At 72.4% G+C, this 25807-nt stretch carries 23 protein-coding genes; 14 read left to right on the top strand and 9 right to left on the bottom strand.

Going from position 1 to position 25807, the window contains the following annotated elements; translation table 11 throughout:
- The first annotated feature begins 76 nt into the window (after positions 1–76).
- The 4 genes from ACFUO4_RS08060 (at position 77) to ACFUO4_RS08045 (ending at position 5054) form a co-directional block, all read left to right on the top strand.
- Positions 77–919 carry a nitrilase-related carbon-nitrogen hydrolase gene (locus ACFUO4_RS08060; protein WP_079311880.1) on the top strand — a complete coding sequence of 281 codons (843 nt, stop codon included), beginning with the start codon at positions 77–79 and terminating at the stop codon, positions 917–919.
- 31 nt (positions 920–950) lie between these two features.
- The gene (gene hydA / locus ACFUO4_RS08055; RefSeq protein ID WP_126275149.1) at positions 951–2354 is read left to right on the top strand and encodes a dihydropyrimidinase; all 1404 of its coding nucleotides are present in this window, start codon (positions 951–953) and stop codon (positions 2352–2354) included.
- A gap of 11 nt (positions 2355–2365) precedes the next feature.
- On the top strand, positions 2366–3385 hold the full coding sequence (locus tag ACFUO4_RS08050) for a TIGR03842 family LLM class F420-dependent oxidoreductase (protein ID WP_079311879.1): 1020 nt from the start codon (positions 2366–2368) through the stop codon (positions 3383–3385).
- A gap of 118 nt (positions 3386–3503) precedes the next feature.
- Positions 3504–5054, top strand: coding sequence for an NCS1 family nucleobase:cation symporter-1 (locus ACFUO4_RS08045; protein ID WP_383481037.1), 1551 nt, complete (start codon positions 3504–3506; stop codon positions 5052–5054).
- Positions 5055–5075: 21 nt separating this feature from the next.
- Here the strand turns inward: ACFUO4_RS08045 and ACFUO4_RS08040 are convergent, their stop codons facing one another.
- Both ACFUO4_RS08040 and ACFUO4_RS08035 read right to left on the bottom strand, forming a co-directional pair.
- Complete coding sequence (locus tag ACFUO4_RS08040; RefSeq protein WP_383481034.1) at positions 5076–5744, bottom strand: hypothetical protein; 669 nt, start codon at positions 5742–5744, stop codon at positions 5076–5078.
- 260 nt (positions 5745–6004) lie between these two features.
- The gene (locus tag ACFUO4_RS08035) at positions 6005–7012 is read right to left on the bottom strand and encodes a carboxymuconolactone decarboxylase family protein (RefSeq protein WP_383481031.1); all 1008 of its coding nucleotides are present in this window, start codon (positions 7010–7012) and stop codon (positions 6005–6007) included.
- Between the two features lie 167 nt (positions 7013–7179).
- On the opposite strand from ACFUO4_RS08035, the gene ACFUO4_RS08030 reads away from it, so the two are divergent.
- The 6 genes from ACFUO4_RS08030 (at position 7180) to ACFUO4_RS08005 (ending at position 14237) form a co-directional block, all read left to right on the top strand.
- Positions 7180–8394 (top strand): sensor histidine kinase, encoded by a 1215-nt coding sequence (locus ACFUO4_RS08030; RefSeq protein ID WP_383481028.1) that lies wholly within the window; start codon positions 7180–7182, stop codon positions 8392–8394.
- Positions 8391–9062: a response regulator gene (locus ACFUO4_RS08025; RefSeq protein WP_383481025.1), complete on the top strand. Its 672-nt coding sequence runs from the start codon at positions 8391–8393 to the stop codon at positions 9060–9062. Before ACFUO4_RS08030 ends, ACFUO4_RS08025 begins: the two co-directional genes overlap by 4 nt.
- Before the next feature lie 68 nt (positions 9063–9130).
- Positions 9131–10957 (top strand): gamma-glutamyltransferase family protein, encoded by a 1827-nt coding sequence (locus tag ACFUO4_RS08020; protein ID WP_383481022.1) that lies wholly within the window; start codon positions 9131–9133, stop codon positions 10955–10957.
- A gap of 94 nt (positions 10958–11051) precedes the next feature.
- A complete protein-coding gene (locus ACFUO4_RS08015) occupies positions 11052–11897 on the top strand; it encodes an inositol monophosphatase family protein (RefSeq protein WP_079312416.1) in 846 nt (281 codons plus the stop codon).
- Positions 11898–12125: 228 nt separating this feature from the next.
- On the top strand, positions 12126–13541 hold the full coding sequence (locus ACFUO4_RS08010; RefSeq protein WP_383481019.1) for a phytoene desaturase family protein: 1416 nt from the start codon (positions 12126–12128) through the stop codon (positions 13539–13541).
- A gap of 180 nt (positions 13542–13721) precedes the next feature.
- Entirely contained in the window at positions 13722–14237 is a 516-nt protein-coding gene (locus tag ACFUO4_RS08005; protein ID WP_383481016.1) for an O-acetyl-ADP-ribose deacetylase, read from the top strand.
- Positions 14238–14310: 73 nt separating this feature from the next.
- Here the strand turns inward: ACFUO4_RS08005 and ACFUO4_RS08000 are convergent, their stop codons facing one another.
- The gene (locus tag ACFUO4_RS08000) at positions 14311–14886 is read right to left on the bottom strand and encodes a hypothetical protein (protein WP_383481013.1); all 576 of its coding nucleotides are present in this window, start codon (positions 14884–14886) and stop codon (positions 14311–14313) included.
- Between the two features lie 311 nt (positions 14887–15197).
- Between ACFUO4_RS08000 and ACFUO4_RS07995 the strand changes: the two genes are divergently transcribed.
- Positions 15198–16940 (top strand): SpoIIE family protein phosphatase, encoded by a 1743-nt coding sequence (locus ACFUO4_RS07995; protein WP_383481010.1) that lies wholly within the window; start codon positions 15198–15200, stop codon positions 16938–16940.
- A 90-nt stretch (positions 16941–17030) separates the two neighbouring features.
- On the opposite strand, the gene ACFUO4_RS07990 is transcribed toward ACFUO4_RS07995, so the two are convergent.
- Both ACFUO4_RS07990 and ACFUO4_RS07985 read right to left on the bottom strand, forming a co-directional pair.
- A complete protein-coding gene (locus ACFUO4_RS07990) occupies positions 17031–18200 on the bottom strand; it encodes an MFS transporter (protein ID WP_383481007.1) in 1170 nt (389 codons plus the stop codon).
- A gap of 19 nt (positions 18201–18219) precedes the next feature.
- On the bottom strand, positions 18220–18576 hold the full coding sequence (locus ACFUO4_RS07985) for an ArsR/SmtB family transcription factor (RefSeq protein ID WP_383481004.1): 357 nt from the start codon (positions 18574–18576) through the stop codon (positions 18220–18222).
- 35 nt (positions 18577–18611) lie between these two features.
- Here ACFUO4_RS07985 and ACFUO4_RS07980 point away from each other — a divergent pair, with 35 nt between their 5' ends.
- Genes ACFUO4_RS07980 through ACFUO4_RS07970 form a run of 3 tightly spaced genes read left to right on the top strand, consistent with a single transcriptional unit; the run spans position 18612 to position 22611 of the window.
- Complete coding sequence (locus ACFUO4_RS07980; RefSeq protein ID WP_383481001.1) at positions 18612–20567, top strand: heavy metal translocating P-type ATPase; 1956 nt, start codon at positions 18612–18614, stop codon at positions 20565–20567.
- A 49-nt stretch (positions 20568–20616) separates the two neighbouring features.
- On the top strand, positions 20617–22101 hold the full coding sequence (locus ACFUO4_RS07975) for an AlkA N-terminal domain-containing protein (RefSeq protein WP_383480998.1): 1485 nt from the start codon (positions 20617–20619) through the stop codon (positions 22099–22101).
- A 27-nt stretch (positions 22102–22128) separates the two neighbouring features.
- Positions 22129–22611 carry a methylated-DNA--[protein]-cysteine S-methyltransferase gene (locus ACFUO4_RS07970; protein ID WP_383482363.1) on the top strand — a complete coding sequence of 161 codons (483 nt, stop codon included), beginning with the start codon at positions 22129–22131 and terminating at the stop codon, positions 22609–22611.
- Positions 22612–22638: 27 nt separating this feature from the next.
- Here ACFUO4_RS07970 and ACFUO4_RS07965 read toward each other — a convergent pair whose 3' ends face one another.
- From ACFUO4_RS07965 to ACFUO4_RS07950, 4 genes are all read right to left on the bottom strand, one after another.
- Complete coding sequence (locus ACFUO4_RS07965) at positions 22639–23364, bottom strand: NAD-dependent deacetylase (protein ID WP_383480995.1); 726 nt, start codon at positions 23362–23364, stop codon at positions 22639–22641.
- 46 nt (positions 23365–23410) lie between these two features.
- Positions 23411–23710: a hypothetical protein gene (locus ACFUO4_RS07960; protein WP_383480992.1), complete on the bottom strand. Its 300-nt coding sequence runs from the start codon at positions 23708–23710 to the stop codon at positions 23411–23413.
- Positions 23711–23717: 7 nt separating this feature from the next.
- The gene (locus tag ACFUO4_RS07955; RefSeq protein WP_383480989.1) at positions 23718–25067 is read right to left on the bottom strand and encodes a S8 family serine peptidase; all 1350 of its coding nucleotides are present in this window, start codon (positions 25065–25067) and stop codon (positions 23718–23720) included.
- Positions 25068–25275: 208 nt separating this feature from the next.
- Entirely contained in the window at positions 25276–25770 is a 495-nt protein-coding gene (locus ACFUO4_RS07950; RefSeq protein ID WP_383480986.1) for an NUDIX domain-containing protein, read from the bottom strand.
- Positions 25771–25807: the final 37 nt, after the last annotated feature.

The raw sequence follows: 25807 nt of genomic DNA, 5'->3' as shown, positions 1-25807 counted from the left end.
GACGTGACACGGTGCAACTCAAAGCCTGCTCGCCGGCTTTCTAGCCTTCTCGCACACCGAGCGACCGGAGGTCCCGATGAGCAGAGTGATCCGTGCCGCCCTCTTCCAGACCGCGTGGACGGGCGACAAGGAATCGATGATCCAGGTACACGAGCAGGCGGCCCGCGACGCGGCCGCGCAGGGTGCTCAGGTCCTGTGCTTCCAGGAGCTGTTCTACGGGCCCTACTTCTGCCAGGTCCAGGACAAGGCGTTCTACGAGTACGCCGAGCAGATCCCGGACGGGCCGATCGTCAAGCGGTTCCAGGCGCTCGCCAAGGAACTCGGCATCGTCCTGATCCTGCCGATGTACGAGGAGGAGCAGCCCGGCGTCCTCTACAACACGGCCGCCGTGATCGACGCCGACGGCTCGTACCTCGGCAAGTACCGCAAGCACCACATTCCCCAAGTCCCGGGATTCTGGGAGAAGTTCTACTTCCGCCCCGGCAACCTGGGCTGGCCGGTCTTCGACACCAAGGTCGGGAGGATCGGCGTCTACATCTGCTACGACCGCCACTTCCCCGAGGGCTGGCGGGCGTTGGGCCTCGCGGGTGCCGAGATCGTCTTCAACCCGTCGGCCACCTCCCGCGGACTGTCCGCCTACCTGTGGCAGCTGGAGCAGCCCGCCGCGGCCGTCGCCAACGAGTACTTCGTCGGCGCGATCAACCGGGTGGGTGTCGAGGAACTGGGCGACAACGACTTCTACGGGACGACCTACTTCGTCGACCCGGAGGCCCAGTTCGTGGGCGAGGTCGCCTCCGACAAGGAGACCGAACTCGTCGTCCGCGACCTGGACCTGGCCAAGCTCCGCGAGGTCCGCGACCGCTGGCAGTTCTACCGGGACCGCCGCCCGGACGCCTACCCGCCGCTGACCGCACCCTGATCACATCGTCCACCCTGGCAGGAGAGGGAGCATGAGCAGCCGTACCGTGATCCGCGGTGGTCTCGTCATCACCGCGTCCGACGAGATCCACGCCGACGTGCTGATCGAGGACGGCCGCATCGCCGCCCTCGCCGCCTCGGGCACGTCCGCCGCCGAAGCGTTCACCGGCGAGCGGACCATCGACGCCACCGGGAAGTACGTCATCCCCGGTGGCGTCGACGCCCACACCCACATGGAGCTGCCATTCGGCGGCACCTTCGCCTCCGACACCTTCGAGACCGGCACCCGGGCCGCCGCCTGGGGCGGCACGACCACGATCGTCGACTTCGCCGTACAGAGCGTCGGCCACTCCCTGCGCGAGGGCCTCGACGCCTGGCACGCCAAGGCCGAGGGCAACTGCGCGATCGACTACGGCTTCCACATGATCGTCTCCGATGTGAACCAGGAGACGCTCAAGGAGATGGACCTGCTCGTCGAGGAAGGGGTGACCTCCTTCAAGCAGTTCATGGCCTACCCCGGCGTCTTCTACTCCGACGACGGCCAGATCCTGCGCGCCATGCAGCGCTCCGCCGAGAACGGCGGCCTGATCATGATGCACGCCGAGAACGGCATCGCGATCGACGTGCTGGTCGAGCAGGCGCTGGCCCGCGGGGAGACCGACCCGCGCTATCACGGTGAGGTGCGCAAGGCGCTGCTGGAGGCCGAGGCCACGCACCGCGCCATCAAGCTCGCCCAGGTCGCCGGCGCCCCCCTGTACGTCGTGCACGTCTCGGCCATGGAGGCAGTGGCCGAGCTGGCGCGGGCGCGCGACGAGGGGCTCAACGTCTTCGGCGAGACCTGCCCGCAGTACCTCTTCCTGTCGACCGACAACCTCGCCGAGCCGGACTTCGAGGGCTCGAAGTACGTGTGCAGCACGCCCCTGCGCCCCAAGGAGCACCAGGCCAAGCTGTGGCAGGGCCTGAGGACCAACGACCTCCAGGTCGTCTCCACCGACCACTGCCCCTTCTGCTTCGTCGGACAGAAGGAACTCGGCCGCGGCGACTTCTCGAAGATCCCCAACGGCCTCCCCGGCGTCGAGAACCGCATGGACCTGCTCCACCAGGCCGTCGTCGACGGACACATCACCCGCCGCCGCTGGATCGAGATCGCCTGCGCCACCCCGGCCCGCATGTTCGGCATGTACCCGAAGAAGGGCACCATCGCCCCCGGCGCCGACGCGGACGTCGTCATCTACGACCCGCACGCCGAGCAGGTCCTGTCCGTCGAGACGCACCACATGAACGTCGACTACTCGGCGTACGAGGGCAAGCGCATCACCGGCCGGGTCGAGTCCGTTCTCTCGCGCGGCGAACTCGTCATCACCGAGCGGGAGTACACCGGGCACGCAGGGCACGGCGTCTACACCCCGCGTTCCACCTGTCAGTACCTCAACTAGGAGTGGCGCCCATGGACTTCGGACTCGTCCTGCAGACCGACCCGCCGGCCTCGAAGGTCGTCAGCCTGATGAAGCGCGCCGAGCGCAACGGCTTCACCTACGGCTGGACCTTCGACTCCGCCGTGCTCTGGCAGGAACCGTTCGTGATCTACAGTCAGATCCTCGCCAACACGACGAAGTTGACGGTCGGCCCCATGGTCACCAACCCGGGCACCCGCACCTGGGAGGTCACCGCCTCCACCTTCGCCACCCTCAACGACATGTTCGGCAACCGCACCGTCTGCGGCATCGGCCGCGGCGACTCCGCGATGCGCGTCGCGGGCCGCACCCCGAACACCCTGGCCCGCATCAGCGAGGCCATGAAGGTCATCCGCGCCCTCGGCTCCGGCCAGGAGGCCGACCTCGGCGGCACGGTCATCAAGTTCCCCTGGATCAAGGAGGACGCCGAACTCCCCGTATGGATGGCGGCATACGGACCGAAGGCCCTGAAGATGACCGGGGAGGAGGCCGACGGGTTCATCCTCCAGCTCGCCGACCTGTATCTCACCGAGTACATGGTCAAGGCGGTGAAGGACGCGGCGGCCGCCGCCGGTCGTGACCCGTCCGACGTCAAGATCTGCGTCGCCGCGCCCGCTTATGTCACGGCCGACGACTCGCCCGAGGCGCTCGCCCACGCGCGCGAGCAGTGCCGCTGGTTCGGCGGGATGGTCGGCAACCACGTCGCCGACCTGGTGTCGAAGTACGGCGAGCACTCGGCCGCCGTACCGGACGAACTCACGGACTACATCAAGGCCCGTGAGGGGTACGACTATTCGCATCACGGGCGCGCCGACAACCCGGACACCGCGTTCGTACCCGACGAGATCGTCGACCGGTTCTGCATCATCGGACCCGTCGAGAAGCACATCGAGAAGCTCAACGCCCTGCGTGAGCTGGGCGTCGACCAGTTCGCCGTCTACGACATGCACGACGCGCAGGAGACGACCATCGACGCGTACGGCGCGAAGGTCATCCCCGCGGTCAACGCCTGAGCCCCACCTCCCCGACCCCCCACACCTTGACACCTCTCTCCCCCCGCCGTCCCGGGGCGGAGAGGGGCCCAAGGCCCCCGCACGGCCTCTCCCGTCCCGCTCACTGATTGGCCTGCCCATGACCGACACAGTCCCCACGGGGTCGCACATATCCCAGTCCGCCGACGCCGGCGGCCGTATCGAACTCAGTCCCGAGGCCTTTCCCGCCGAGAGTCCCTTCGCCAACGAGGACCTGCGTCCCGTCCCGGTCTCCGAACGCAAGTGGACGACGTACAACTTCGCGGCCCTGTGGATCTCCATGGCCCACTGCATCCCCAGCTGGACCCTGGCCTCCGGCCTGGTCGCGCTCGGGATGGACTGGAAGCAGGCGGTGTTCACCATCGCCCTGGCCAACGTCATCGTGCTGTTGCCGATGCTGGCGACCGGGCACGCCGGACCCAAGTACGGCATCCCCTTCCCGGTGCTGGCGCGTGCCTCGTTCGGGCTGCGCGGCGCCAACATCCCGGCGCTGATCCGGGCGGCCGTGGCCTGCGGCTGGTTCGGCATCCAGACCTGGATCGGCGGCAGCGGCATCTTCGCCCTCGGCTCCAAGCTCACCGGCGGGCACTGGGAGAACGCGGGGAAGATCGCCGGGAACCCGTGGCCGCTGTGGCTGTGCTTCCTGCTGTTCTGGGCGCTGCAGATCGCGATCATCTACCGCGGCATGGACTTCCTGCGGCACTTCGAGAACTGGGCCGCGCCCTTCGTGATCGTCGGCGCGCTGGTGCTGCTGGTGTGGATCGCGGTCAAGGCGGACGGTTTCGGCGCGCTGCTCGACCAGCCGTCGAAGCTGGGCTGGGGCCCTGACTTCTGGCCGGTCTTCTTCCCGTCGCTGATGGGCATGATCGGCTTCTGGGCGACGCTGTCGCTGAACATCCCCGACTTCACCCGCTTCGGCGCCAGCCAGAAGGCGCAGACGTGGGGGCAGTCGCTCGGCCTGCCGACGACCATGACGCTCTTCGCGGTCCTCGCGGTGCTGGTCACCTCCGGCTCCGAGGTGGTCTACGGCGAGGCGATCTGGGACCCGGTCACCCTCGCCGCCAAGGCGGACAACGCCTTCGGCCTGCTCTTCGCGCTCATCATCGTGCTGGTCGCGACCATCTCGGTGAACATCGCGGCGAACGTGGTGTCCCCGGCGTACGACCTCGCGAACCTCGCGCCGAAGCTCATCAACTTCCGTACGGGCGCGCTGATCACGGGTGTCGTCGGCATCCTGATCTTCCCGTGGAAGCTGATCTCGACGCCGGAGTTCTACATCTTCACCTGGCTCGGCGTGGTCGGCGGTCTGCTCGGCACGGTCGCGGGCATCCTCATCGCCGACTACTGGATCGTGCGCCGTACGGTCCTGCACCTGGCGGACCTGTACACGCCGGGCGGCCGCTACTGGTACTCGGGCGGCTGGAACTGGCGGGCGATCCTCGCCTTCGTCGTCGGCGGTGTGCTCGCGGTCGGCGGCTCGTACTCCGGCGTCGGCGCCGACGGATCCAAGACGGGACCGTTCCCGACCGACGGCCTGATCCCGTTCCTCAAGCCGCTGGCCGACTACGGCTGGGCCGTGGGCCTCGGGGCCTCGCTGGTGCTGTACGTCGCGCTGATGCTGCCGCTGGGGAGGGAGCAGGAGAGCGTGTGACCCCGGGGGCGCGGAGGCCGGTCAGCCGGACTGACCGGCCTCCAGCGCCGCCACCGCGTCCTTCGCCGCCTTGATGGCGCCCTTGTTGATGACGTCGGTGTCGGGCGCCTTCTTCGACTCGAAGTCGCTGCCGTTGTACGTGACGACCACCAGCGCGTTGGACGCCTGGACGATCACCACGCCCTCACGTGTCTGCTGCTTGTCCTCCGTGGTGAGGTTCACGACGGAGTAGGCCTGGTTGCCCAGACCCGGGACGGCCCCGCCGCCGCTCTTCTCCTCGATGCGCTGCTTGTACGTCTTCGCCGCCGACTCGTCCGAGTCCGTGATCTCGTACGACACGTCGAGCCAGCGGTAGTCGTAGCCCTTGAGCGCGTTCCAGGAGCAGGTCCGGCGCAGTTTCGTGTCCGTCGACGGGATCTCCTTGCCGGCCGTCTTGGCGCCCGGGACCAGCGACTTGATGTTCTTCACCGTGATGCTGCCGCAGGGAGCGGGCGAGGAGGCGTACGTCTTCGAGGCCGCCGCGGTGGCGGGGGCCGACGCGGACTTGGTGCCGCCGCCGTCGTCGTTCGACGCGGACTCGTGACCTCCGGTGGAGGCGGGACCGGACGACAGCGTCCAGCCGACGGCGGCGAGCACGACGACCGGGGACAGACGTGCGGTCAGGGCGAGCGGCAGGGGCAGGGAACGCACAGGCGCACTTCTCGTGGGGGATGGGTGCGGAACGGGTCCGCACAGCGGACGGGGGCGGCGCGGGCTGCGCGGGGCGCCCGCACGGTGGACGGGAGGCGGTGCGGAGGGTGTCCGCACTGTGGACGGGACGCCAGTGTCACACGAGTCCCTGTGGGGCGGTAGTGCCAACTCGCTCCGTGCATGTGCGGTGACTGAGCCCTGTGATTGACGCACACCAGACGCGCCGAGTGTCCCGTTATGAACCTCTGTTTCTCTGTGATTCATGTGCGTGCGATGTCGTGGCGGAACGCCGACTCGATCCGGTCGACGGCGAGGAACGCCCCGTACGACACGAGGTGCACGAGGTGGCGGTCGGTGTGCTCCGGCCGGCGCCACGCCGCCACGTCTTCGTCCGTGATCCGGTACGGCGCCAGCGCGGCCAGCAGCACCAGCCGCGCCCCGGGCCGCTCGCCCCGGCCGGGGATGCCGGGCAGGGCGAGCGAGGGGTGCTCCCCGCCCCAGTCCTGAAGGACCTCCTCGACCACGTCCTGGTCCTCGCGGGTGAGGAGGCCCGCGCCCGCCATGGCGGCCCTGAGCAGCGCCGCGTACGCGACCCCGACCGGCGTGCCGCCCGCCCACGCGGGAGCCTCGCCGGGGTCGGGGCGGTCCAGCAGCGGGAGACTCTCGCCGGGCACGGCGGTACGGCGCACGGTCCGGGCGAGCGTACGGCCCGCGAGACTGCGCACCGCGCGGAACCGCTGGAGGTTGCCCGGCAGCATCCGCTCGGTCAGCAGGGCGGACACGACGCGGTTGATGAAGTGGAAGGCGAGCACGGTGCCGAGATAGCCCGGGGCGTCCTCACGGGAGAAGGGCAGCGATCCGTCGCCGAAGGCCGCGCCGGGCACCCTGCTCCGCCTGCCCCAGTCCAGCACGCGCGCGTGCTCCTCGTTCTCGGGCCGATGGCCCTTGGCGATGCGCTCGGCCATGACGTGGTCGCCGGTGGCGTGCAGCAGCACGGTGTGCGCGTCCACGCAGAACGGACACTTGTTGGCGAGCGACACCCCGAGCGCCGCGAGCTCCTTGCCGGTCCGGCCACCGGGGCCGGCGATCAGGGACTCGCGCGTCAACGCCCAGGTGGCGGCGAGGAGTTCCGGAGCGGAGGACAGCACCACGAAGGTGGGCGGCTCGTCGATGCCGAAGTCGCGGGACAGCTGCGCGTAGACCGCGGCGGTGCGTCCGGTGGCTGCCTTGGGCGGCAGGGGCTCGGTGTAGCGGAATGAAGTGGACATGGGCGACAGCGTGCGCCGGGGACGGGGCTCCGGTCGTCGTACGGCGGAAGGGAGTTGCCGCTGCGACGCCGAGGCCGGAGGGGGCGCCGGACTACTACGGGGGGAGTAGCCGCGGAGTTGTCCACAGGGCTGACGCGGGTGTCGGCACGGCCGTCTAGTGTGCCGACATGAGCGGGATCCAGGGCGGGGCGACCGTAGGCACGGTGGCGGGGGCGGCCGACGGGACGGACTCGGGAGCGGCGACGGGGGCGGGGGCGGGGCTGGGTGCGGGCGCTGGGCCGGGGGCGCGGGTGGCCGTGCGTGAGCGGCTCGTCGACGTGATCCTCGCGGTCCTCGTCGGCACCCTCGTCGGGGTCACGGCGGCCTTCGACGCGGACACGACGGTCGCCGACTACGCGCTGATCGGCGTCGCCTCGACCGTCCTGGCGCTCTACCGCACGGCGCCCAGGGCGGTGCTGGCCGTGGCGACGGCGAGCGGCGCGGCGTACGTCCTGCACGCCCACCCGGGCCCGCCTGCCGCCCTCCCCGTCATCGCTGCGAGCCACGTGGCGGCACGCGTGGGCCACCGCGCGTGGGCGGCCGTCGCGGGCGGGGTGTTCCTGGTGGCGTATCTCGCGACGGGCCCGACCACCCGGCAGATCGTCGAGCAGGCCGCGCTGCTCATGGGCTGGTTCCTGTGCGCGGTCGTGACGGGCCTGGCCGACCGCAACTGGCAGGCCTACCTCCGCCAGACGGAACAGCGCGCCCTGGAGGCGGAGCGCACCCGCGAGGAGGTCGCACTGCGCCGCGCGGGCGAGGAACGCCTGCGCATCGCCAGGGAGTTGCACGACTCCCTGACCCACAGCATCTCGATCGTCAAGCTCCAGGCGGGCGTGGCGGTGCACCTGGCACGCAAGCGCGGCGAGGAGGTGCCGGAGGCCCTGCTCGCCATCCAGGAGGCGAGCGGCGAGGCCATGCGCGAACTCCGCGCCACGCTGGAGGTGCTGCGCACCGACGAGCCCACGGGCACGCCGGCGGTGCTGGTGGAGCGGGCGCGGGCGGCAGGCCTGGCGGTGCAGCTGACCGTGGAGGGCGAGGAGAAGCCGTTGAGGGCGACGGTCGACCGGGCGGTGTACCGCATCGTCCAGGAGGCGTTGACGAACGCGGCGCGGCATGCGGGAGCGGCGAAGGTGGGCGTGCGGCTGGCGTACGGGGAGGAGTGCGTGACGGTGGTGGTGGAGGACGACGGCAACGCTGACCCGAACCGCCCGGTGACGCCCGGCATCGGCCTGCGCGGCATGCACGAACGCGTCACCGCACTGGGCGGCACGCTGATCGCCGCTCCCCGGACGGAGGGCGGGTTCCGCGTGCGGGCCGAGCTGCCGTTGGAGGTGGCCGCGTGATCCGAGTGGCCCTCGTCGACGACCAGGCCCTCATGCGGGCCGGGTTCCGGGCGCTCCTCGACGCCGAGGACGGCATCGAGGTGGTGGGGGAGGCGGCGGACGGGGAACGGGGCGTGGAGCTGGTGCGCGCGCAGGTGCCGGACATCGCGCTGATCGACGTACAGATGCCGGTGATGACGGGCATCGAGGCGACGCGTCGCATCGCGGCGGATCCGTCGCTCGCGACCGTCCGGGTCGTGATCCTCACCAACTACGGCGTGGACGAGTACGTCTTCGAGGCGCTGCGGGCGGGGGCGAGCGGCTTCCTCCTCAAAGACACCGAGCCGGCGGAGCTGTTGCAGGCGATCGAGGTGGTGGCGGGCGGTGAGGCGCTGCTGTCCCCGTCCGTCACCCGCACCCTGATCGGCGAGTTCGTCTCCCGCCCACCCGACCGCGCCACCGCCCCCGGCCTGGAATGCCTCACCCGCCGCGAACTCGAGGTCACCGCGCTGGCCGCACGCGGCCTCAGCAACGAGGAGATCGCCGAGCACATGGTGATCAGCCCGTTCACGGCGAAGACCCATGTGAGCCGGGCGATGACGAAGCTGGGGGCGCGGGATCGGGCGCAGTTGGTGGTGTTCGCCTACGAGTCGGGGCTGGTGACGGCGCGGGGCGGGGCGGCCGGATGAGCGGCCTGACGCAGAGGTGTGGCTGCGTACGATCATCGGACCGTCACCGCGCTGTGAGGAGTCCGCCCGTGTTCACCACCCGCCCCACCCTCCAGGGCACCTTCGGCATGGTCTCCTCCACGCACTGGCTGGCCTCGCAGTCGGCGATGGCCGTGCTGGAGGACGGGGGCAATGCCTACGACGCCGCCGTGGCAGGGGCGTTCGTGCTGCATGTCGTGGAACCGCATCTCAACGGGCCCGCCGGGGAGGTGCCCATCCTGCTCGCGCCCGCCGGTGGGGACGTGCGTGTGCTGTGCGGGCAGGGAGTTGCCCCCGCCGGGGCGACCGTCGCGCACTACAAGTCGCTCGGGCTCGACCTCGTCCCCGGCACCGGGCCCCTCGCCGCCGCCGTCCCCGGCGCCTTCGACGCCTGGATGCTGTTGCTGCGGGACTACGGCACCAAGTCCCTCGCCGATGTCCTCAAGTACGCCACCGGGTACGCCGAACACGGCCACGCGCCCGTGGAGAACGTCGGCGCCACCGTCGAGACCGTACGGGAACTGTTCGAGACGGAGTGGACCTCGTCGGCGGAGGTGTACCTGCCGGGCGGGAAGGCGCCGAGGGCCGGTGAGCTGTTCCGGAATCCTGCCCTGGCCGCCACCTGGAAGCGGCTGCTCGACGAGGTCGACGGGGCCGGTGACCGGGGCGCGCAGATCGAGGCCGCCCGGGAGGTCTGGCGCACCGGGTTCATCGGGGAGGCGCTGGTGCGGCAGGCGCAGCGGCCCACCCTGGACACCAGTGGGGAGCGGCACGCCGGGACGCTCACCGCTGACGATCTCGCCCAGTGGTCCGCGACGTACGAGGCGCCGGCGACGTACGACTGGAACGGCTGGACCCTGTGCAAGGCGGGGCCCTGGAGCCAGGGGCCGGTGCTGTTGCAGCAGCTCGCCCTGCTGCCGGCGGAGCTTCCGGCGTACGGCTCCGCCGAGTACGTGCATCTGCTGATCGAGGGCTGCAAGCTCGCCATGGCCGACCGGGAGGCCTGGTACGGGGACGCCGGTGAGGTGCCGCTGGGGGAGTTGTTGTCGGACGCGTACAACGCCGGGCGGCGCGGGCTCGTGGGGGAGAAGGCCTCGTACGAGCTGCGGCCCGGGAGCCCCGGAGGGCGGGCGCCCCGGCTGTGCGCGCAGGCGCATGCGCCGGCTGCCGACGATCCGGGGTTCAGCCCCATGGGCGTCGGCGAACCCACCGTCGCCAAGCCGCCCACCTCCCCGGTGCCGGGGGAGCCCGGCGTCGGCGCCGACGGTGCCACCCGCGGCGACACCTGCCACCTCGACGTCGTCGACCGGTGGGGGAACATGGTCGCCGCCACGCCGAGCGGAGGCTGGTTGCAGTCCAATCCCGTGGTGCCCGAACTCGGCTTCCCGCTCGGCACCCGGCTCCAGATGACCTGGCTGGAGGAGGGCCTGCCCAACTCGCTGACGCCCGGGCGGCGACCCCGGACCACCCTCACGCCCTCCCTGGCGCTGCGTGACGGGGTGCCCGTCATGGCGTTCGGCACGCCCGGCGGGGACCAGCAGGACCAGTGGCAGCTGCACTTCTTCCTCGCCGTCGCGCTGAGGCCGGCGGTGCGGGGCGGGCTCGATCTGCAAGGCGCCGTCGACGCCCCGAACTGGCACAACGACAGCTTCCCCGGCTCCTTCTACCCGCGCGGCATGCGGGCCGGGAGCGTCACGGTCGAGGCGCGCACGGCCGCGGAGGTCGTCGAGGAGCTGCGGCGGCGCGGGCACGACGTGACCGTCGGGGACGCCTGGTCGGAAGGGCGGCTGTGCGCCGTCGCGCGGGACCCGGAGACCGGCGTGCTGTCGGCGGCGGCCAACCCGCGCGGGATGCAGGGGTACGCCGTGGGGCGCTGAGCCCCCGGCCTGTGCCTTCGCGAGTTCATCCCGATTCCACCCGGCATCCACCCGCCGGGTGGGGATTGTCAGTGGCGCGTGCTCTCATGGAGTCATGATCGAAGACACGGAAACCATCGACGAGTTTCTCGCCCGCCACTCGGCCGACGTGGAGGAGGCGGTCCGCAAGGCCGCCGCGGCCGAGATCATGCCCCGCTTCCGCCGGCTCGCCGCCCACGAGGTCGACGAGAAGAGCGGACCGCACGACTTGGTGACCGACGCCGACCGGCTCGCCGAGCAGTATCTGACCGAGGCGCTGGGCGCGCTGCTGCCCGGCTCCGTCGTGGTCGGCGAGGAGGCGGTGCACGCCAACCCGGCCTCGTACGAGGCGATACGCGGCGACGCCCCGGTCTGGATCGTCGACCCGGTCGACGGGACCCGGCAGTTCGTGCACGGCGACCCCGGGTTCTGCACGCTGATCGCGCTGGCCCAGGGCGGCGTCGTGCGCGCCTCGTGGACGTACGCGGCCGCCCGAGACCAACTGGCCACGGCGGTACGGGGCCAGGGCGCCTTCCTCGACGGGGAGCGGCTGTACGCCGGGCCGCCCGAGCCCGGCCGAGACCTCGAAGTGGCCACGTCCCACCCGGACTACACGACGGACGAGCAGAAGCACGCCCTGCGCGGACTGTGGAGGGACGGGCTCGCGCCGCGGCCCTGCGGCTCGGCCGGACTGGAGTATCTGGCCATCGCCCGCGGGCAGTTGGACGCCACCGCGTTCTCGTGGGAGGCGGCTTGGGACCACGCGGCCGGGCTGCTCCTCGTCGAGGAGGCGGGCGGCGCCCACCTCACCCGTGCCGGCGACCCCTTCCGCATCACCGGCGGCAACACCCTGCCGTTCACCGCCGCCCGGGACACCGCGACGGCCCGGCGCATCGCGGAGGTGCTGGCGGGCACGGCCTGAGGTCCGGCACGGCACAGGCGTCGGGCACGGCCTGTGGTCCGGCACGGCACAGGCGTCGGGCGCGGTCTGAGGTCCGGCACGGCACAAGCGGCGGCTGGTGGGATGACGGTCATGGACCGATGTGCGGCCCCGCCCGCCGAACCGCCCCCGCGGCCCGGCTCTGTCGGTGCCCCGTCATATCCTGATCCAGTGGCCATCGGCTGACGAAGGGGTCCGAAGGTGCCGTCGATGCTCGATGCGGTCGTGGTGGGTGCGGGGCCGAACGGACTGACGGCTGCCGTGGAGCTGGCCCGCCGTGGCTTCTCCGTGGCCGTCTTCGAGGCCCGCGACTCCGTCGGCGGGGGAGCCCGCACCGAGGAACTCACCCTCCCCGGCTTCCGGCACGACCCGTGCAGCGCGGCCCACCCCCTCGGCATCAACTCCCCGGCGTTCCGCGCCCTGCCCCTGGAGCGGTACGGCCTGGAGTGGCTGCAGCCCGAGCTGCCCATGGCGCACCCCTTCACCGACGGCACCGCCGCCGTGCTGTCCCGGTCGGTCGCCGAGACGGCCGCCTCGTTCGGGGCGCGCGACGCGGGGCCGTACCGCAGGCTCGTCGAGCCGTTCCTGCCCAAGTGGGACACCCTGGCCCGTGACTTCATGTCACTGCCGCTGACCGCGCTGCCCCGTGACCCGGTGACCCTCGCCCGGTTCGGGCTCGTCGGGATGCCGCCGTCGACCTGGCTGATGCGCCGCTTCCGCGACGAGCGGGCCAAGGCCCTGTTCTCCGGCCTCGTCGCCCATGTCATGGCACCGCTCTCCGGCTTCGCCACCGGCGCCATCGGCCTGGTCTTCGCCCTCGCCGCGCACGCCCGGGGCTGGCCCGTCGCCCGCGGCGGCTCCCAGTCGATCTCCGACGCGCTCGCCGCGTACCTCAAGGACCTCGGCGGCACCGTCCACACGGACTACGAGGTCAAGCGTCTCGACGACCTGCCGCCCGCGCGCGCCTACGTCTTCGACACCTCGCCCACCGCCCTGGCCCGGATCGCCGGCCTCGGCAGCTACTACGACGGCTACCGGTACGGCCCGGGCGTCTTCAAGGTCGACTACGCGCTCGACGGCCCGGTGCCCTGGACCGCGCCGGAGGCCCGCGTCGCCGGGACCGTGCAGATCGGTGCGAGCAGCGCGGAGATCGGTACCGCGCTGCGGGCCGCGTCCCGGGAGGGCCGGGCCCCCGACAAGCCGTTCATGATCACCGTCCAGCCGGGTGTGGTCGACCCCGACCGGGCACCCGAGGGCAAGCAGGTCTTCTGGGCCTACGGCCATGTCCCCAGCGGCTGGGACGGCGACCTCACCGACGCCCTCGAACGCCAACTGGAGCGCTTCGCCCCGGGGTTCCGCGACCGGGTCCTGGCCCGCGCCACCGCGGGCCCGCCCGAACTGGCCGCCCGCAACGCCAACTACGTCGGAGGCGACATCGGCGCCGGCGCGGTCACCGGCCTGCAGATCCTGCTGCGCCCCAAGCTCTCCCTGTCCCCGTACGGCACCCCGCACCCGGCCGTCTTCATCTGCTCCTCGGCCACCCCGCCGGGCCCCGGTGTGCACGGCATGTCGGGGCACAACGCGGCGAAGGCGGTGTGGCGGCGGCTGCGACAGCAGCAGGCATAGGCGGACGAAGAATCTCACCGGTCCGGTGCCTCCACGGCCGGCCACGCTTCCTGCGCGAAAGCGCGGTCGCCGACCACCGGGTGGCCCACGTCTGCGTCAAGGACCCGGCCGGCACCGACGAGGTCGCGAAGAGGGCGCTGCCCGTGGCATGGTGAGCCGCCTCGGGACAGAGTGGGGGCCATGACCGAGACCACCATCACGCTCGTCCAGGGCGACATCACACGCGAGAGCGTCGACGCGATCGTCAACGCGGCGAACTCCTCCCTCCTCGGCGGGGGAGGAGTCGACGGCGCCATCCACCGGCGCGGCGGCCCGGCGATCCTCGCGGAGTGCCGCGCGCTGCGCGCCTCGAGATACGGCAAGGGGCTGCCGACGGGCCAGGCGGTCGCCACGACGGCCGGTGAACTGGACGCGCGGTGGGTGATCCACACGGTCGGCCCGGTGTTCAGCGCGAGCGAGGACCGCTCGGCCCTGCTCGCCTCCTGCTACCGGGAGTCCCTGAAGGTCGCCGACGAGCTCGGTGCCCGTACGGTCGCGTTCCCGGCGATCTCGACCGGTGTCTACCGCTGGCCGATGGACGACGCGGCCCGCATCGCCGTGGAGACGGTGCGGGCCGCGCGGACCTCGGTGACGGAGGTGCGGTTCGTCCTCTTCGGCGAGCAGGCGTACGAGGTGTTCGCCGCGGAGGTCGGCTGAGCAGGCGTACGAGGTGTCGCCGCGCAGGCCGGCTGAGCAGGCGTACGCGGTGTTCGCCGCGCAGGCCGGCTGATCAGGCCGCGGGGATGTCGGGCAGGTCCGGCACCGCGCTGCCCAGCAGCCCGGTGATGAGGCCGAGCACGGGCGACAGGAGCCCGGTCACCGCGCTCAGCACCCCGCCGAGGTCCAGCGAGGTCAGCGAGCTGAGCAGACCGTCGACGGCGGCCTCGACCTGGGCGATGAGATCGTCCACGGGGTCGGCGGCCTGGGCCACGGTCCGGTTCGCGGGGGCCTCGAGGCCGCGCAGACGCTCCTGGACGGTGGCGCCCCAGGCGCGGATCTCCGCCGCGTACGAGGTGGCCGCGGCCGGGTCGAGCCGGGCGCCGTCCGTCATGGCCGGCTCGAGCAGCGGGTCGGCCGACAGCGCCGGGTCGAGGCGCGTGCCGTCCGGCAGCGTGCTCTCCGCCAGCAGCGAGTCCAGGAACGTGTCCATCCCGGCGTCGGCCCGCACAGCCGCCTCCGCGATGCTCGGGCCCGGCACGGCTCGGCCCACGTCACCGACGGCGGCGGCGGTGCCGGCCTGGCCGAAGACGAGGGCGGCGCAGACCAGGGGCGGCACGAGGAGGCCGCGGGAGACTAGGGCGCGCATGAAGTTCCTTTCGAAGCGCTCGAAACTGCAGTCCTTGGGCCCACCGTGAGAACGGGGCAGACGCCCCGCAAACCGGTCAGGCCGCCCCACGGCCACCCCGCGCCCTCCGCGTGATGACCCTGACCAGGCGGTTTCGCCGCCGAGGCGGCGCCATCCGGGTGCGGCGTCGCGTTCGCCCGTCAGGGTGCGGCTCAGCCGTACCCACGCTTGATCCACATGTTCACCAGCCCCGTGCGCGGCGGCCCGCGACATGCGCCTCGCACCGTCCGGCCCGATCATGGAACCCCTGTCCTGGAGAACGGGAGGCGCCCGTGGGGACGGACCCCTCTCTCCCGCGGACCCTGCTGTCCGCGGACGCCGACGCGCTGCCGGTGGGCGCGGAGGGGGAGCTGAGGCGGGAGTACCGGCTGCTGCGGGACATCGTGGAGGGCGGCTCGGCGGCCGTCGCCGTCCTCGACACCCGGCTGCGCTATGTGTACGTCAATCCCCACATGGCCCGGATCAACGGCGTACCGCTGCGGGAGCACCTGGGCCGCACCCTCACCGAGGTCATGCCCGGCGTGGAGCGGCCCGTCGACGTGCCCCGGGCGGTGCTGCGCGACGGCCGGCCCCGTGACGTCGTCGTCTCCGGCAGCATGGGCACCGGCGCCCACCGGGTCCGCCGGGAGTGGCAGTGCACCTACCACCGGCGCTACGACGAGCGGGGCGAGGTCATCGGCCTGGTGGCCGTCGGCGTGGAGGTCACCGAGCCGCGCCGGTACGTCAACGAACTGGAACGGGCCCACGGCCGGATGGCGATGATCCACGCGGCCACCCTGCGCATCGGCACCACGCTCGACCTGGAGCGGACCTGCCGGGAACTCGTCGACTTCGTGGTGCGGGACCTGGCGGACGGCGCCTCCGTCGACCTGGTCGTCGAGGACGGCCCGCCGGGACCCCCGCCCGGCGGGGTGGTACGGCTGCGGCGCGCCGCCGTGAGCCGCAGCCCGGAGCTGGCCCGGCGGCTCGGCAGGCCACCCGTGCTGGACGAGGTCAACGAGCACGGCGCGGCGTCCCCCGTGCGACGGGTCCTGGAACGGGGCAGACCGCTGCTGACGCCCGTGCCCGGCAGACGGCCGCCGGGGCTGCGCGGCCCGTACGCGGACCGGCTGGCGGAGTACCGGGCCGCCGGCATCCACTCCGGCCTCGTCGTGCCGCTCACCACGGACTCCCGGAGCGTGGGCGTCCTCGCCATGGTGCGGGCGGGCTCCTCACCGGCCTTCACGGTGGAGGACGGCGTGGTCGCCCAGGAACTCGCCGGCCGCGCCTCCCGCGCCCTGGAACGCGCCCGGCATTACGCCCGTGAACACACCATGGCCCTTGAGCTCCAGCGGGCCCTGCTCAGCGAGCCGACCCTCCCGCATCCCGACCTGGAGACCGCGTCCCGCTACCTCCCCGCCGACGACAGCGCGGTGGTCGGCGGCGACTGGTACGACTCGCTGGCGCTTCCGCACGGCCGCAACCTCCTCGTCATCGGCGACGTGATGGGCCACGGGGTGGAGGCGGCCGTCGCGATGAGCCACTACCGGTCGATGCTCCGGGCGCTCGCCTTCTCCTCGGGGCTGCCGCTCCACGAGATGCTCCACGCCGCCGACCGTATGATCGCCGCGTCCGGCTTCGACCGCGTCGCCACCTGCCTGCTCGCCCTCGGCGATCCGGCCACCGACACGATCAGCTACGCCAACGCCGGCCACCTGCCCCCGCTGGCGATCACCTCCGAGGGCCACGTGGAACTGGTCCCGCTCCCCGCCGGCCCCCCACTGGGTACCGGCCTCGGCGCCTACGAGACCGTCACCCGCCCCGGCCTGCCCGGCGGCACCCTGCTCCTCTACACCGACGGCCTGGTGGAACGCCGCGACGAGGACATCGACATGTCCCTCAGCCGCCTCACCGACCTGCGCCTGCCGCCCGGCGGCGACCTCGACGAGATCCTCGACGGCATCCTGGCCCACGCGGCGACCGGCTCGGTCCACGATGACATCGCGTTGCTGGCGGCGCGGGCGAAGGGAATGTGACGGCATTCAGGACACCCCGGCTCCGTGAGCCCGGATGCCGTTCAGCGGACATCCTTCTGGACGCTCCGGCTCCATGAGCCCGGATGCCGTTCAGCGGAGATCTCTCAGGACGCCCCGGCTCCATGAGCCCGCGCCCGCCGCCGTGCCCCGCCACCCCACCACCGGCCCGCACGCCAGCAGTACCGCCAGCACGCCGTACCCGTACGTCAGTGTCGTCGCCGCGGCCACCCCCGCGACCAGCAACGGCCCGCCCGCGTCGCCCAGTTCGCGGCCCAGCTCGGCCGCGCCCATGGTCTGCCCCAGCCGTTCCCGAGGCGTCGAGGCGGCGAGGGCGGCGAAGCCCAGCGGGGTGATCAGGCCCGTGCCCGCGCCCACGAGGGCGGCGGCGAGCAGGATCCCGGTCAGACCCGGCAGCATCGCGCAGGCCAGCCCCGCCGCCGCGAGCAGCAGCCCGGCGGTCAGCCCGCTCCGCGTGGTGATCCGGCCCGCGTCCAGCGCCCGTCCCGCCCGCGGCTGGACGACCGCCGCGCATGCGGCCAGCACCGACACCGCCGCGCCGGTCGCCACCGTGCCCAGCCCGGCCACCGTCCCCGACACCGGCAGGAACCCGACGCCCACCGACAACGCGGCGGTCGCCCCGGCCAGCGCGGCCGTCGGCACCAGGAACGCCGGATCGGCCAGCCGGCGCGCCAGGTCGACCACCGTCAGCCGGGCCCGGGGGAGCGGCGGTACGACGGGTACCGCGACCAGCGCCCACAGCGCCACCGCCGCGCCCAGCACGGCGAGCACCGTGAACAGCAGCCGCAGGCCGCCCGCCCACACCAGCACTCCGCCGAGCAGCGGGCCCAGCGTGTAGCCGATCGACTTGTAGAAGCCGTAACTCCCGAACGCCCGCCCGTGCTTGGCCGCCGGATTCAGCCGGGCCACCAGCGCGGACGCCGCGGGGGAGAAGGCGGAGGCGGCGGCCCCCTGACCGAGCCGGGCGGCCCACAGCCAGCCCGGACTGCCGGCGAGGGCGTAGAGCGCGGACGCCACGGCGAACGCCGCCAGCCCGCCCAGCAGCACCGGCCGCGCCCCGACCCGGTCGGCGAGCGTGCCGAACAGCGGCTTCAGCAGCACCTCCGCACCGTCGTACAGCGCGAGCAGCCCGCCCAGGACGAGCAGCGAGGTGACCGCGTCGCCGCTGTCGGCGCCGAGGTTCGCGGCGATGCCGTGCGCCCCGAACGCGGTGGTGAATCCGGCCGCGTACAGCGGCCACATGCGGTGCGCGGAAGGCGTTTCAGTCGGTGGTGTCACTGAGGCCCAGCCGCAGATGCTCCACGTGGTAGACGGCCTGGTCGAGGAGTTCGGCGACATGGTGGTCGTGCAGGGTGTAGACCACCGAGCGGCCGCGGCGCTCGCCGACGACCAGACCGAGGTTGCGCAGCAGCCGCAGCTGGTGCGAGCACGCCGACTGCTCCATCCCCACTTCGGCCGCCAACTCCGTCGCGGGCAGCGGCCCTTCGCGCAGCCGCGCCAGGATCAGCAGCCGGGAGGGCGTCGACAGGGCCTGGAGCGTGGTGGCGACCTTCGCGACGTTCCCCGCGTCGAGGCGTACGCGCTCCTCGGCGGTGCTGGTGACGGCTCCATGACCCATGCGGGGTATCTTACCCACCGTACATGAACAGATGAATGAGTCTTCATGTGTTCCTGTATGGTGGCCGGGTGTCAGCGACTCTTGCCCCCACCCGTGCCTCTGCCCCCACCCCGACCGCGCCCCATCGCCGCACCCGCGTCCTCGCCCTCCCCGAGGCCCGCTGGGCGCTCGCGGCGACGGTCTCGTTCCTGGTGGCCCTCGCCCTGGACCTGTCCGGCGCCCCCGCCTGGGCGTACGGGCCGCTCTACGCGGTCGCCTACGTCACCGGCGGCTGGGAGCCCGCGCTCGAAGGACTGCGGGCGCTGCGCGAGAAGACCCTCGACGTCGACCTGCTGATGATCGTCGCGGCCCTCGGCGCCGCCGCCATCGGACAGGTCCTCGACGGGGCGCTGCTGATCGTCATCTTCGCCACCTCCGGTGCCCTGGAGGCCCTGGCCACCGCCCGCACCGCCGACTCCGTGCGCGGCCTGCTCGACCTCGCGCCGACGACCGCGACCCGCGTCACCGGCTCCGGCGCGGAGACCGTCGTCCCGACCGCCGAACTCGCCGTCGGTGACGTCCTGTTGATCCGTCCGGGGGAGCGGATCGGCGCCGACGGTCGCGTCCTGGACGGGATCAGCGACGCCGACCAGGCGACCATCACCGGCGAGCCCCTCCCCGTCGTCAAGCGCCCCGGCGACGAGGTCTTCGCCGGCACCCTCAACGGCACCGGCGCTCTCCGCGTCCGCGTCGAGCGCGACCCCGCCGACTCCGTCATCGCCCGCATCGTGACCCTCGTCGAGGAGGCGTCCCGCACCAAGGCGCCGACGCAGCTGTTCATCGAGCGCATCGAGCAGCGGTACGCCGTCGCGATCGTCGCCGCCACGCTCGCCGTCTTCGCCGTCCCGCTCGCCTTCGGCGCCGACCTCACCGACGCGCTGCTCCGCGCGATGACGTTCATGATCGTCGCTTCCCCGTGCGCGGTCGTCCTCGCGACGATGCCGCCCCTGCTCTCCGCCATCGCCAACGCGGGCCGGCACGGGGTGCTGGTCAAGTCGGCGGTGGCGATGGAGCGGTTGGGGGAGATCGACCTGGCCGCCCTCGACAAGACCGGCACGCTGACCGAGGGCGCGCCCGAGCTCACCGACGTCCGCCCGACACCCGGCTCCGGCCTCGACGCGGACACCCTCCTGGCCCTGGCCGCCGCTGCCGAGCTGCCCAGCGAGCATCCGCTGGCGCGGGCGATCGTGGCGGCGGCGCGCACCCGCGGGCTGCTGATCGCACGCGCCGAGGACTTCACCGCCGTACCGGGGCGTGGAGTCACCGCCACCGTCGACGGCCGCCCGGTGAGCGTCGGCCGTGCCGAGACCGCCGACAGCGACGCCACCGTCGTCCAGGTCACCCGCGACGGCGTCCCCGTGGGCACCCTCGCCCTCGCCGACCGGCTGCGCCCCGCCGCCCCCGTCACCACGGCCGGTCTCACCGCCCTGACCGGCACCGCGCCCGTCCTGCTGACCGGCGACAACGCCCGCGCCGCGGCCCGTGTCGCCGAGGCCACGGGGATCGCGGACGTCCGCGCGGACCTGCTCCCCGAGGACAAGGTGAACGCCGTACGGGAGCTGCAGGCCGCCGGTCGCAAGGTGTTGTTCGTCGGGGACGGTGTCAACGACGCGCCCGCGCTCGCCGCCGCCCACTCCGGGGTCGCGATGGGCCGCGCGGGCTCCGACCTGGCGCTGGAGACCGCGGACGCGGTCGTGGTGCGGGACGAGCTGACGGCCGTACCCGCGGTCGTCCGGCTGTCCCGGGCCGCCCGCCGGCTGGTGGTGCAGAATCTCGTGATCGCGGGGACCTTCATCACCGTGCTGGTGGCGTGGGACCTGGTGGGACATCTGCCGCTGCCCCTCGGCGTCGCGGGCCACGAGGGCTCGACCGTCCTCGTGGGCCTGAACGGGCTGCGGCTGCTGCGAGAGGCGGCCTGGCGATCCGGGCCGGTGCAGCCCGCGCAAGCTTGATGTCGGATTCCCGCCAGCCGCCGGTCCGCCGCTGCACCATGCTGGACCCATGCAGAAGGGGATGCACACCGACACCGAGCGCTGCGTGCGCGCCGTCCAGTCGAAGGACGCCCGGTTCGACGGGTGGTTCTTCACGGCGGTCCTGACGACCCGGATCTACTGCCGGCCCAGCTGCCCGGTCGTGCCGCCCAAGCCCGCGAACATGACGTTCTACCCGAGCGCCGCGGCCTGCCAGCAGGCCGGGTTCCGGGCCTGCAAGCGCTGCCGTCCCGACACCAGCCCCGGCTCACCCGAGTGGAACGAACGCGCGGACCTGGTGGCCCGGGCGATGCGGCTGATCGCCGACGGAGTCGTGGACCGCGAAGGGGTGCCGGGACTCGCCGCCCGCCTCGGCTACAGCACCCGGCAGGTCGAACGCCAGCTCCTCGCCGAACTGGGCGCGGGCCCGCTCGCGCTGGCCCGCGCCCAACGCGCCCAGACCGCACGGCTGTTGATCGAGACGACGACGCTGCCGATGGCGGAGATCGCGTTCGCCGCCGGTTTCTCCTCGATCCGCACCTTCAACGACACCGTCCGCGAGGTCTTCGCCCTCTCACCGAGCGAGCTGCGGACCCGGGTGCCGCGCAGGAACGCCGGTGCGGTGACTCCCGGCGTTCTCACGCTCCGGCTGCCGTTCCGCGCCCCCCTCAACCCCGACAACCTCTTCGGCCACCTCGCGGCGACCGCCGTGCCCGGGGTGGAGGAGTGGCGCGACGGCGCCTACCGCCGCACCCTCCGACTCCCGTACGGCCACGGCATCGTGGCGCTGACCCCGAACCCCGACCACGTCGCCTGCCGCCTCACCCTGAGCGACCTGCGCGATCTGACGGTCGCCATCAGCCGCTGCCGGCGGATGCTGGACCTGGACGCCGATCCGGTCGCGATCGACGACCAGCTGCGCACGGACCCGGTGCTGGCGCCGCTGGTCGCGAAGGCGCCCGGGCGGCGGGTGCCGCGCACGGTGGACGAGGCCGAGTTCGCCGTCCGGGCGGTCCTGGGCCAGCAGGTCTCGACCGCCGCGGCCCGCACCCACGCCGCCCGGCTGGTGACGGCCCACGGTGACCCGGTGGACGACCCCGAGGGCGGCCTCACCCACCTCTTCCCGTCCCCGCAGCAACTCGCCGCAGTGGACCCCGAGTCGCTGGCCATGCCCCGCACCCGTCGCACGACCCTCACCACCCTGGTCGGCCAACTCGCGGACGGGACACTGAACTTGGGCGTGGAGACCGACTGGTCCGAGACCCGCGCCCGCCTCCTCGCCCTGCCCGGCTTCGGCCCCTGGACCGCCGACGTCATCGCGATGCGCGCCCTCGGCGACCCCGACGCCTTCCTCCCCACCGACCTCGGCATCCGCAAGGCCGCCCAGGAGCTGGGCCTGCCCTCGACGCCGGCGGCGCTGACCGCGCGGGCGGCGGCCTGGCGGCCGTGGCGGGCGTACGCGGTGCAGTACCTGTGGGCGACCGACAGCCACCCGATCAACTTCCTTCCGGTATAAGGACGTTCCGTGACCTCTGTTCCCGCTCTGAAGCAACACACCGTGATCGACAGCCCGTACGGCCCGCTGACCCTGGTCGCGACGGACGGCACCCTGAGCAACCTCTACATGACCGACCAGCGCCACCGTCCCGCGCAGGAGACGTTCGGCGTACGCGACGACCGCCCTTTCGGGGAGGCGATCGACCAGCTGGAGGCCTACTTCGCCGCCGAGTTGAAGGAGTTCACCCTCGAACTCCACCTGCACGGAACCCCGTTCCAGCGCAGCGTGTGGGAGCAGCTCCTGCGCATCCCGTACGGCGAGACCCGCTCCTACGGCGACCTCGCCGCAGCCCTCGGCAACCCCGGCGCCTCCCGCGCGGTCGGCCTCGCCAACGGCAAGAACCCCGTCAGCATCATCGTCCCCTGCCACCGCGTCGTGGGCTCCAACGGCAGCCTGACCGGCTACGGCGGCGGCCTGGAACGCAAGCAGCGCCTGCTGGACTTCGAGCAAGGAGCGGCCCTGTTCTAGGCGGGTCCGACGCGCCCCGGCCGGTCGCTACTCCTGAAGCCGGCGCAGCAGCTTCGGCAGGGCCGTGCCGATGGGTTCGCGGACGACCTCGTCGGCGCGGTCGTCGTACGGGGTCGGCTCGGCGTTGACGATGATCAGCCGGGCTCCGTGATCGGCGGCGACGCCGACGAGCCCGGCGGCGGGCTGCACCTGGAGGCTGCTGCCGACGGCGACGAAGACCTGGCAGGCCTTGGTGATGGCGACGGCCTCGCCGAGGACGACGGGGTCGAGGCGCTCGCCGAACATCACGGTCGCGGACTTCAGGATGCCGCCGCAGTCCAGACAGGCCGGGTCGTCCTCCCCGGCGTCGAGCCGCGCCAGCGCGTCCTCCATGGGGCCGCGCGCGTGGCACCGTGTGCACACCACCTGCCGTGCGGTGCCGTGCAGTTCGAGGACCTTGCGGGCCGGCATCCCGGCGAGCTGGTGCAGTCCGTCGACGTTCTGGGTGACGACCCGCACCGGCACCCCGGACTTCTCCAGCTCGGCCACCGCGTAATGCGCGGCATTCGGCTCCGCGCCGAGCGCCTGATTCTCCTTGCGCATACGCCACGACCGCCGCCGGATCTCCGGATCGCTCATGTAGTAGTCGTACGTCACGAGCTTTTCCGCCTCGGGATCGCGCTGCCACAGCCCGCCCGGACCGCGGTAGTCCGGAATTCCCGAGTCGGTCGAAATTCCTGCGCCACTGAGAAGGGCGACGAGGGGCCTGTTCATGCGGCCGAGAGTAGATCGGCGGGACGGGGCGGGGCGAACGGATAAATCAGCCGTCGCCGTCGTCCTCCTCCTCGTCCTTCGGCCGCACCGGCCCGAACGGCTCGATCTTCGGATTGGCGAAGGGGCCCTGGTACGACCCCCGCGCCTCCGGTGCTCCCTGGAGCCTCGCCCCGGCCGCCTCGGTCACCAGCAGCGCGTAGGTACCGTGCGCGGGATCCACCGGGACCAGGCCGTACGCCGTGTCGACCTCGTCGTCGGCGAGGCCGAGACGGCGCTGGGCGTCTTCGATGGTGGACCGCGGCGGAAGCGTCACGGTGATGAGGACGGTGGGGCTCTCGGGAGCCATGGGTCTCCTACGGACGGCCGTTGTTCTTGCCGAGGCGGCGCACCGCGTCGACGAGCTGCGGGGTGTTGATGATGCCGTACCCGTAGTCGAAGTCGTAGCCGTGCCCGCCCGCGTCGTGCGCGGACCGGCGGATCAGCGTGCGCAGCCGGGACGGCGGCAGGTCCTTCACCGACAGCTTGCCGCGCACCGCGGCGACGACCCCCGCCGCGACCGGACAGGCCGCCGAGGTCCCCGAGTCGGGGCTGTTCTGCCCGAACGCCTTCGACCCGCTGAAGTGCGTGTACGTGGCGATGTCCGGCTTGCGCACGGTGAGCCGCCCCGGACCCTGGGACGAGTAGCCGACCCGGGCGTCATGCGTGTCCACCCCGGCCACGGACAGCACGCTGGGGTGCGAGTTCGCCCCGTTGATGGGCCGGCTCGGGAAGCCGCAGCGTCCGTCGGGGCACTCGACACCGCAGTTGCCCGCGGCGAACAGGATGTCGGCGCCGGACACCTCCAGGGCGGCGACGATCAGGTTGAACGGGTGGGCGCGGTTGTCGGAGTAGTTGCCCGGGTGCCCCGGCGGGAAGTCCCACGTCGGCTTGAACGACCCCCAGCTGTTGCTGATGACCAGCCGGCGCCGGTCCCGCGGCATCTGCTCCAGCAGCCCCCACAGGTGCGCGTACGCGGAGATCGCGTCGGAGAGGAGGCCCTCCATCACGGTGGCGCCCGGCCGCTGCGAAAGCAGCACCGGAATGTCGAGCAGGGACACCTTCCGGGCCACGATCAGCGAGTCGAACGCGCACATCGTGCCGTGGTTCACCGGGAACTGGCCGAAGTTGCCGTTCACCCCCGGGGGCTTCCAGCTGCGCCCGGCGTCGACCGTCACGGGTGAGCCGAGGACCGTGCCGAGGTGCGCGACGTTGATGCCGGTGTCCACGATGGCCAGCGGAACGCCCGATCCGTCGAGGCCCTCGCTGGTCAGCGCGTCCGTGAGGGCCCGCTGCACGTCGTGCCAGTCGCCGACCGGCGGCGTGTTGCCGCAGGTGGGCATCGTCTCCACGGCCGGGTCGGCCGCGATCCCGACGATGTCCGCCCGCCGGGAACTCAGCAGCGCCAGCCGGGCGGCGCCGTCGCGGTCCTCGATCTCGCCGCGCACCAGGACGCTCGCGTCCTCCGGGGCCAGCGAGAAGGTGAGCGGCTGGTCCAGCGACAGCGGATCGCCGTCGGAGAACGCCGGCTTGGGCTGCGGCACCGGCACCGGCACGAAGTCCGGGTCCAGCCGGACGCCGGGGAGTGAGCCGGCGACGTCGGAGGCCGGCGGAGTGCTGATCGACGGATCCACGACCGCTTGGACGAGATCGGGTTCCGGACGCATCTGAACGATTACCCGCATGTTTCCCCCTGTGATTGAATCCGGCGGCACGGAGAACCGCGTGCCACCGGTACCTGCGGATAAGGCGAGGACTCGCACGCTATTGGCGCGGATACAGGGGGTCCATACGCGCAAGGGCGTAGCTTCAAGAACACATTTCCGCAGCGGAATCGACGGGAATGACGTTAATCGACACCCGGAACATCAGGCGTCAGGAAACCCGTCGGCCGTTCTCCAGCTCCGCCGTCCCCGCGCCTTCCGCGAGCACGTCCAGCGCGACCCGCACCCGGCCGCCGAGGAAACCCAGCAGATAGTCGTCCAGCTCCTCGCGCGGCACGAGCCGCCACGACAGCAGCTCCTCCTCCTGGAGCCGGATCGCCTTCAGCTCGTCCTCGCCGAGCACGCCACCGTCGTACAGGTACGCCACCAGCGGCGGAATGCCCGGCCGGTACACCCAGTCCACCGCCAGCAGCCGGCCGAGTTCACGGTCCAGACCGATCTCCTCGAGCGTCTCGCGGCGCGCGCCCTGACGTGGGGTCTCGCCCTCGTCCGACTCGATGGTGCCGCCCGGAAGAGCCCATCCCTCACGGTAGTTGGGCTCGACGAGGAGCACCCGCCCCTCGCTGTCCCGGAAGAGGGCGGCGGCGCCGGCGAGGATGCGGGGCAGGCCGTCGATGTACGTGGCGAAGTCCTGAGCGCTGGTCATCCCTGAAGAGTAGTTCCCGGACGAAGAGCCACCGACC

The sequence above is a fragment of the Streptomyces sp. NPDC057280 genome (genome assembly GCF_042668605.1).
Taxonomy (GTDB): Bacteria; Actinomycetota; Actinomycetes; order Streptomycetales; family Streptomycetaceae; genus Streptomyces.
This window is presented reverse-complemented; position numbering and strand designations above follow the sequence as displayed.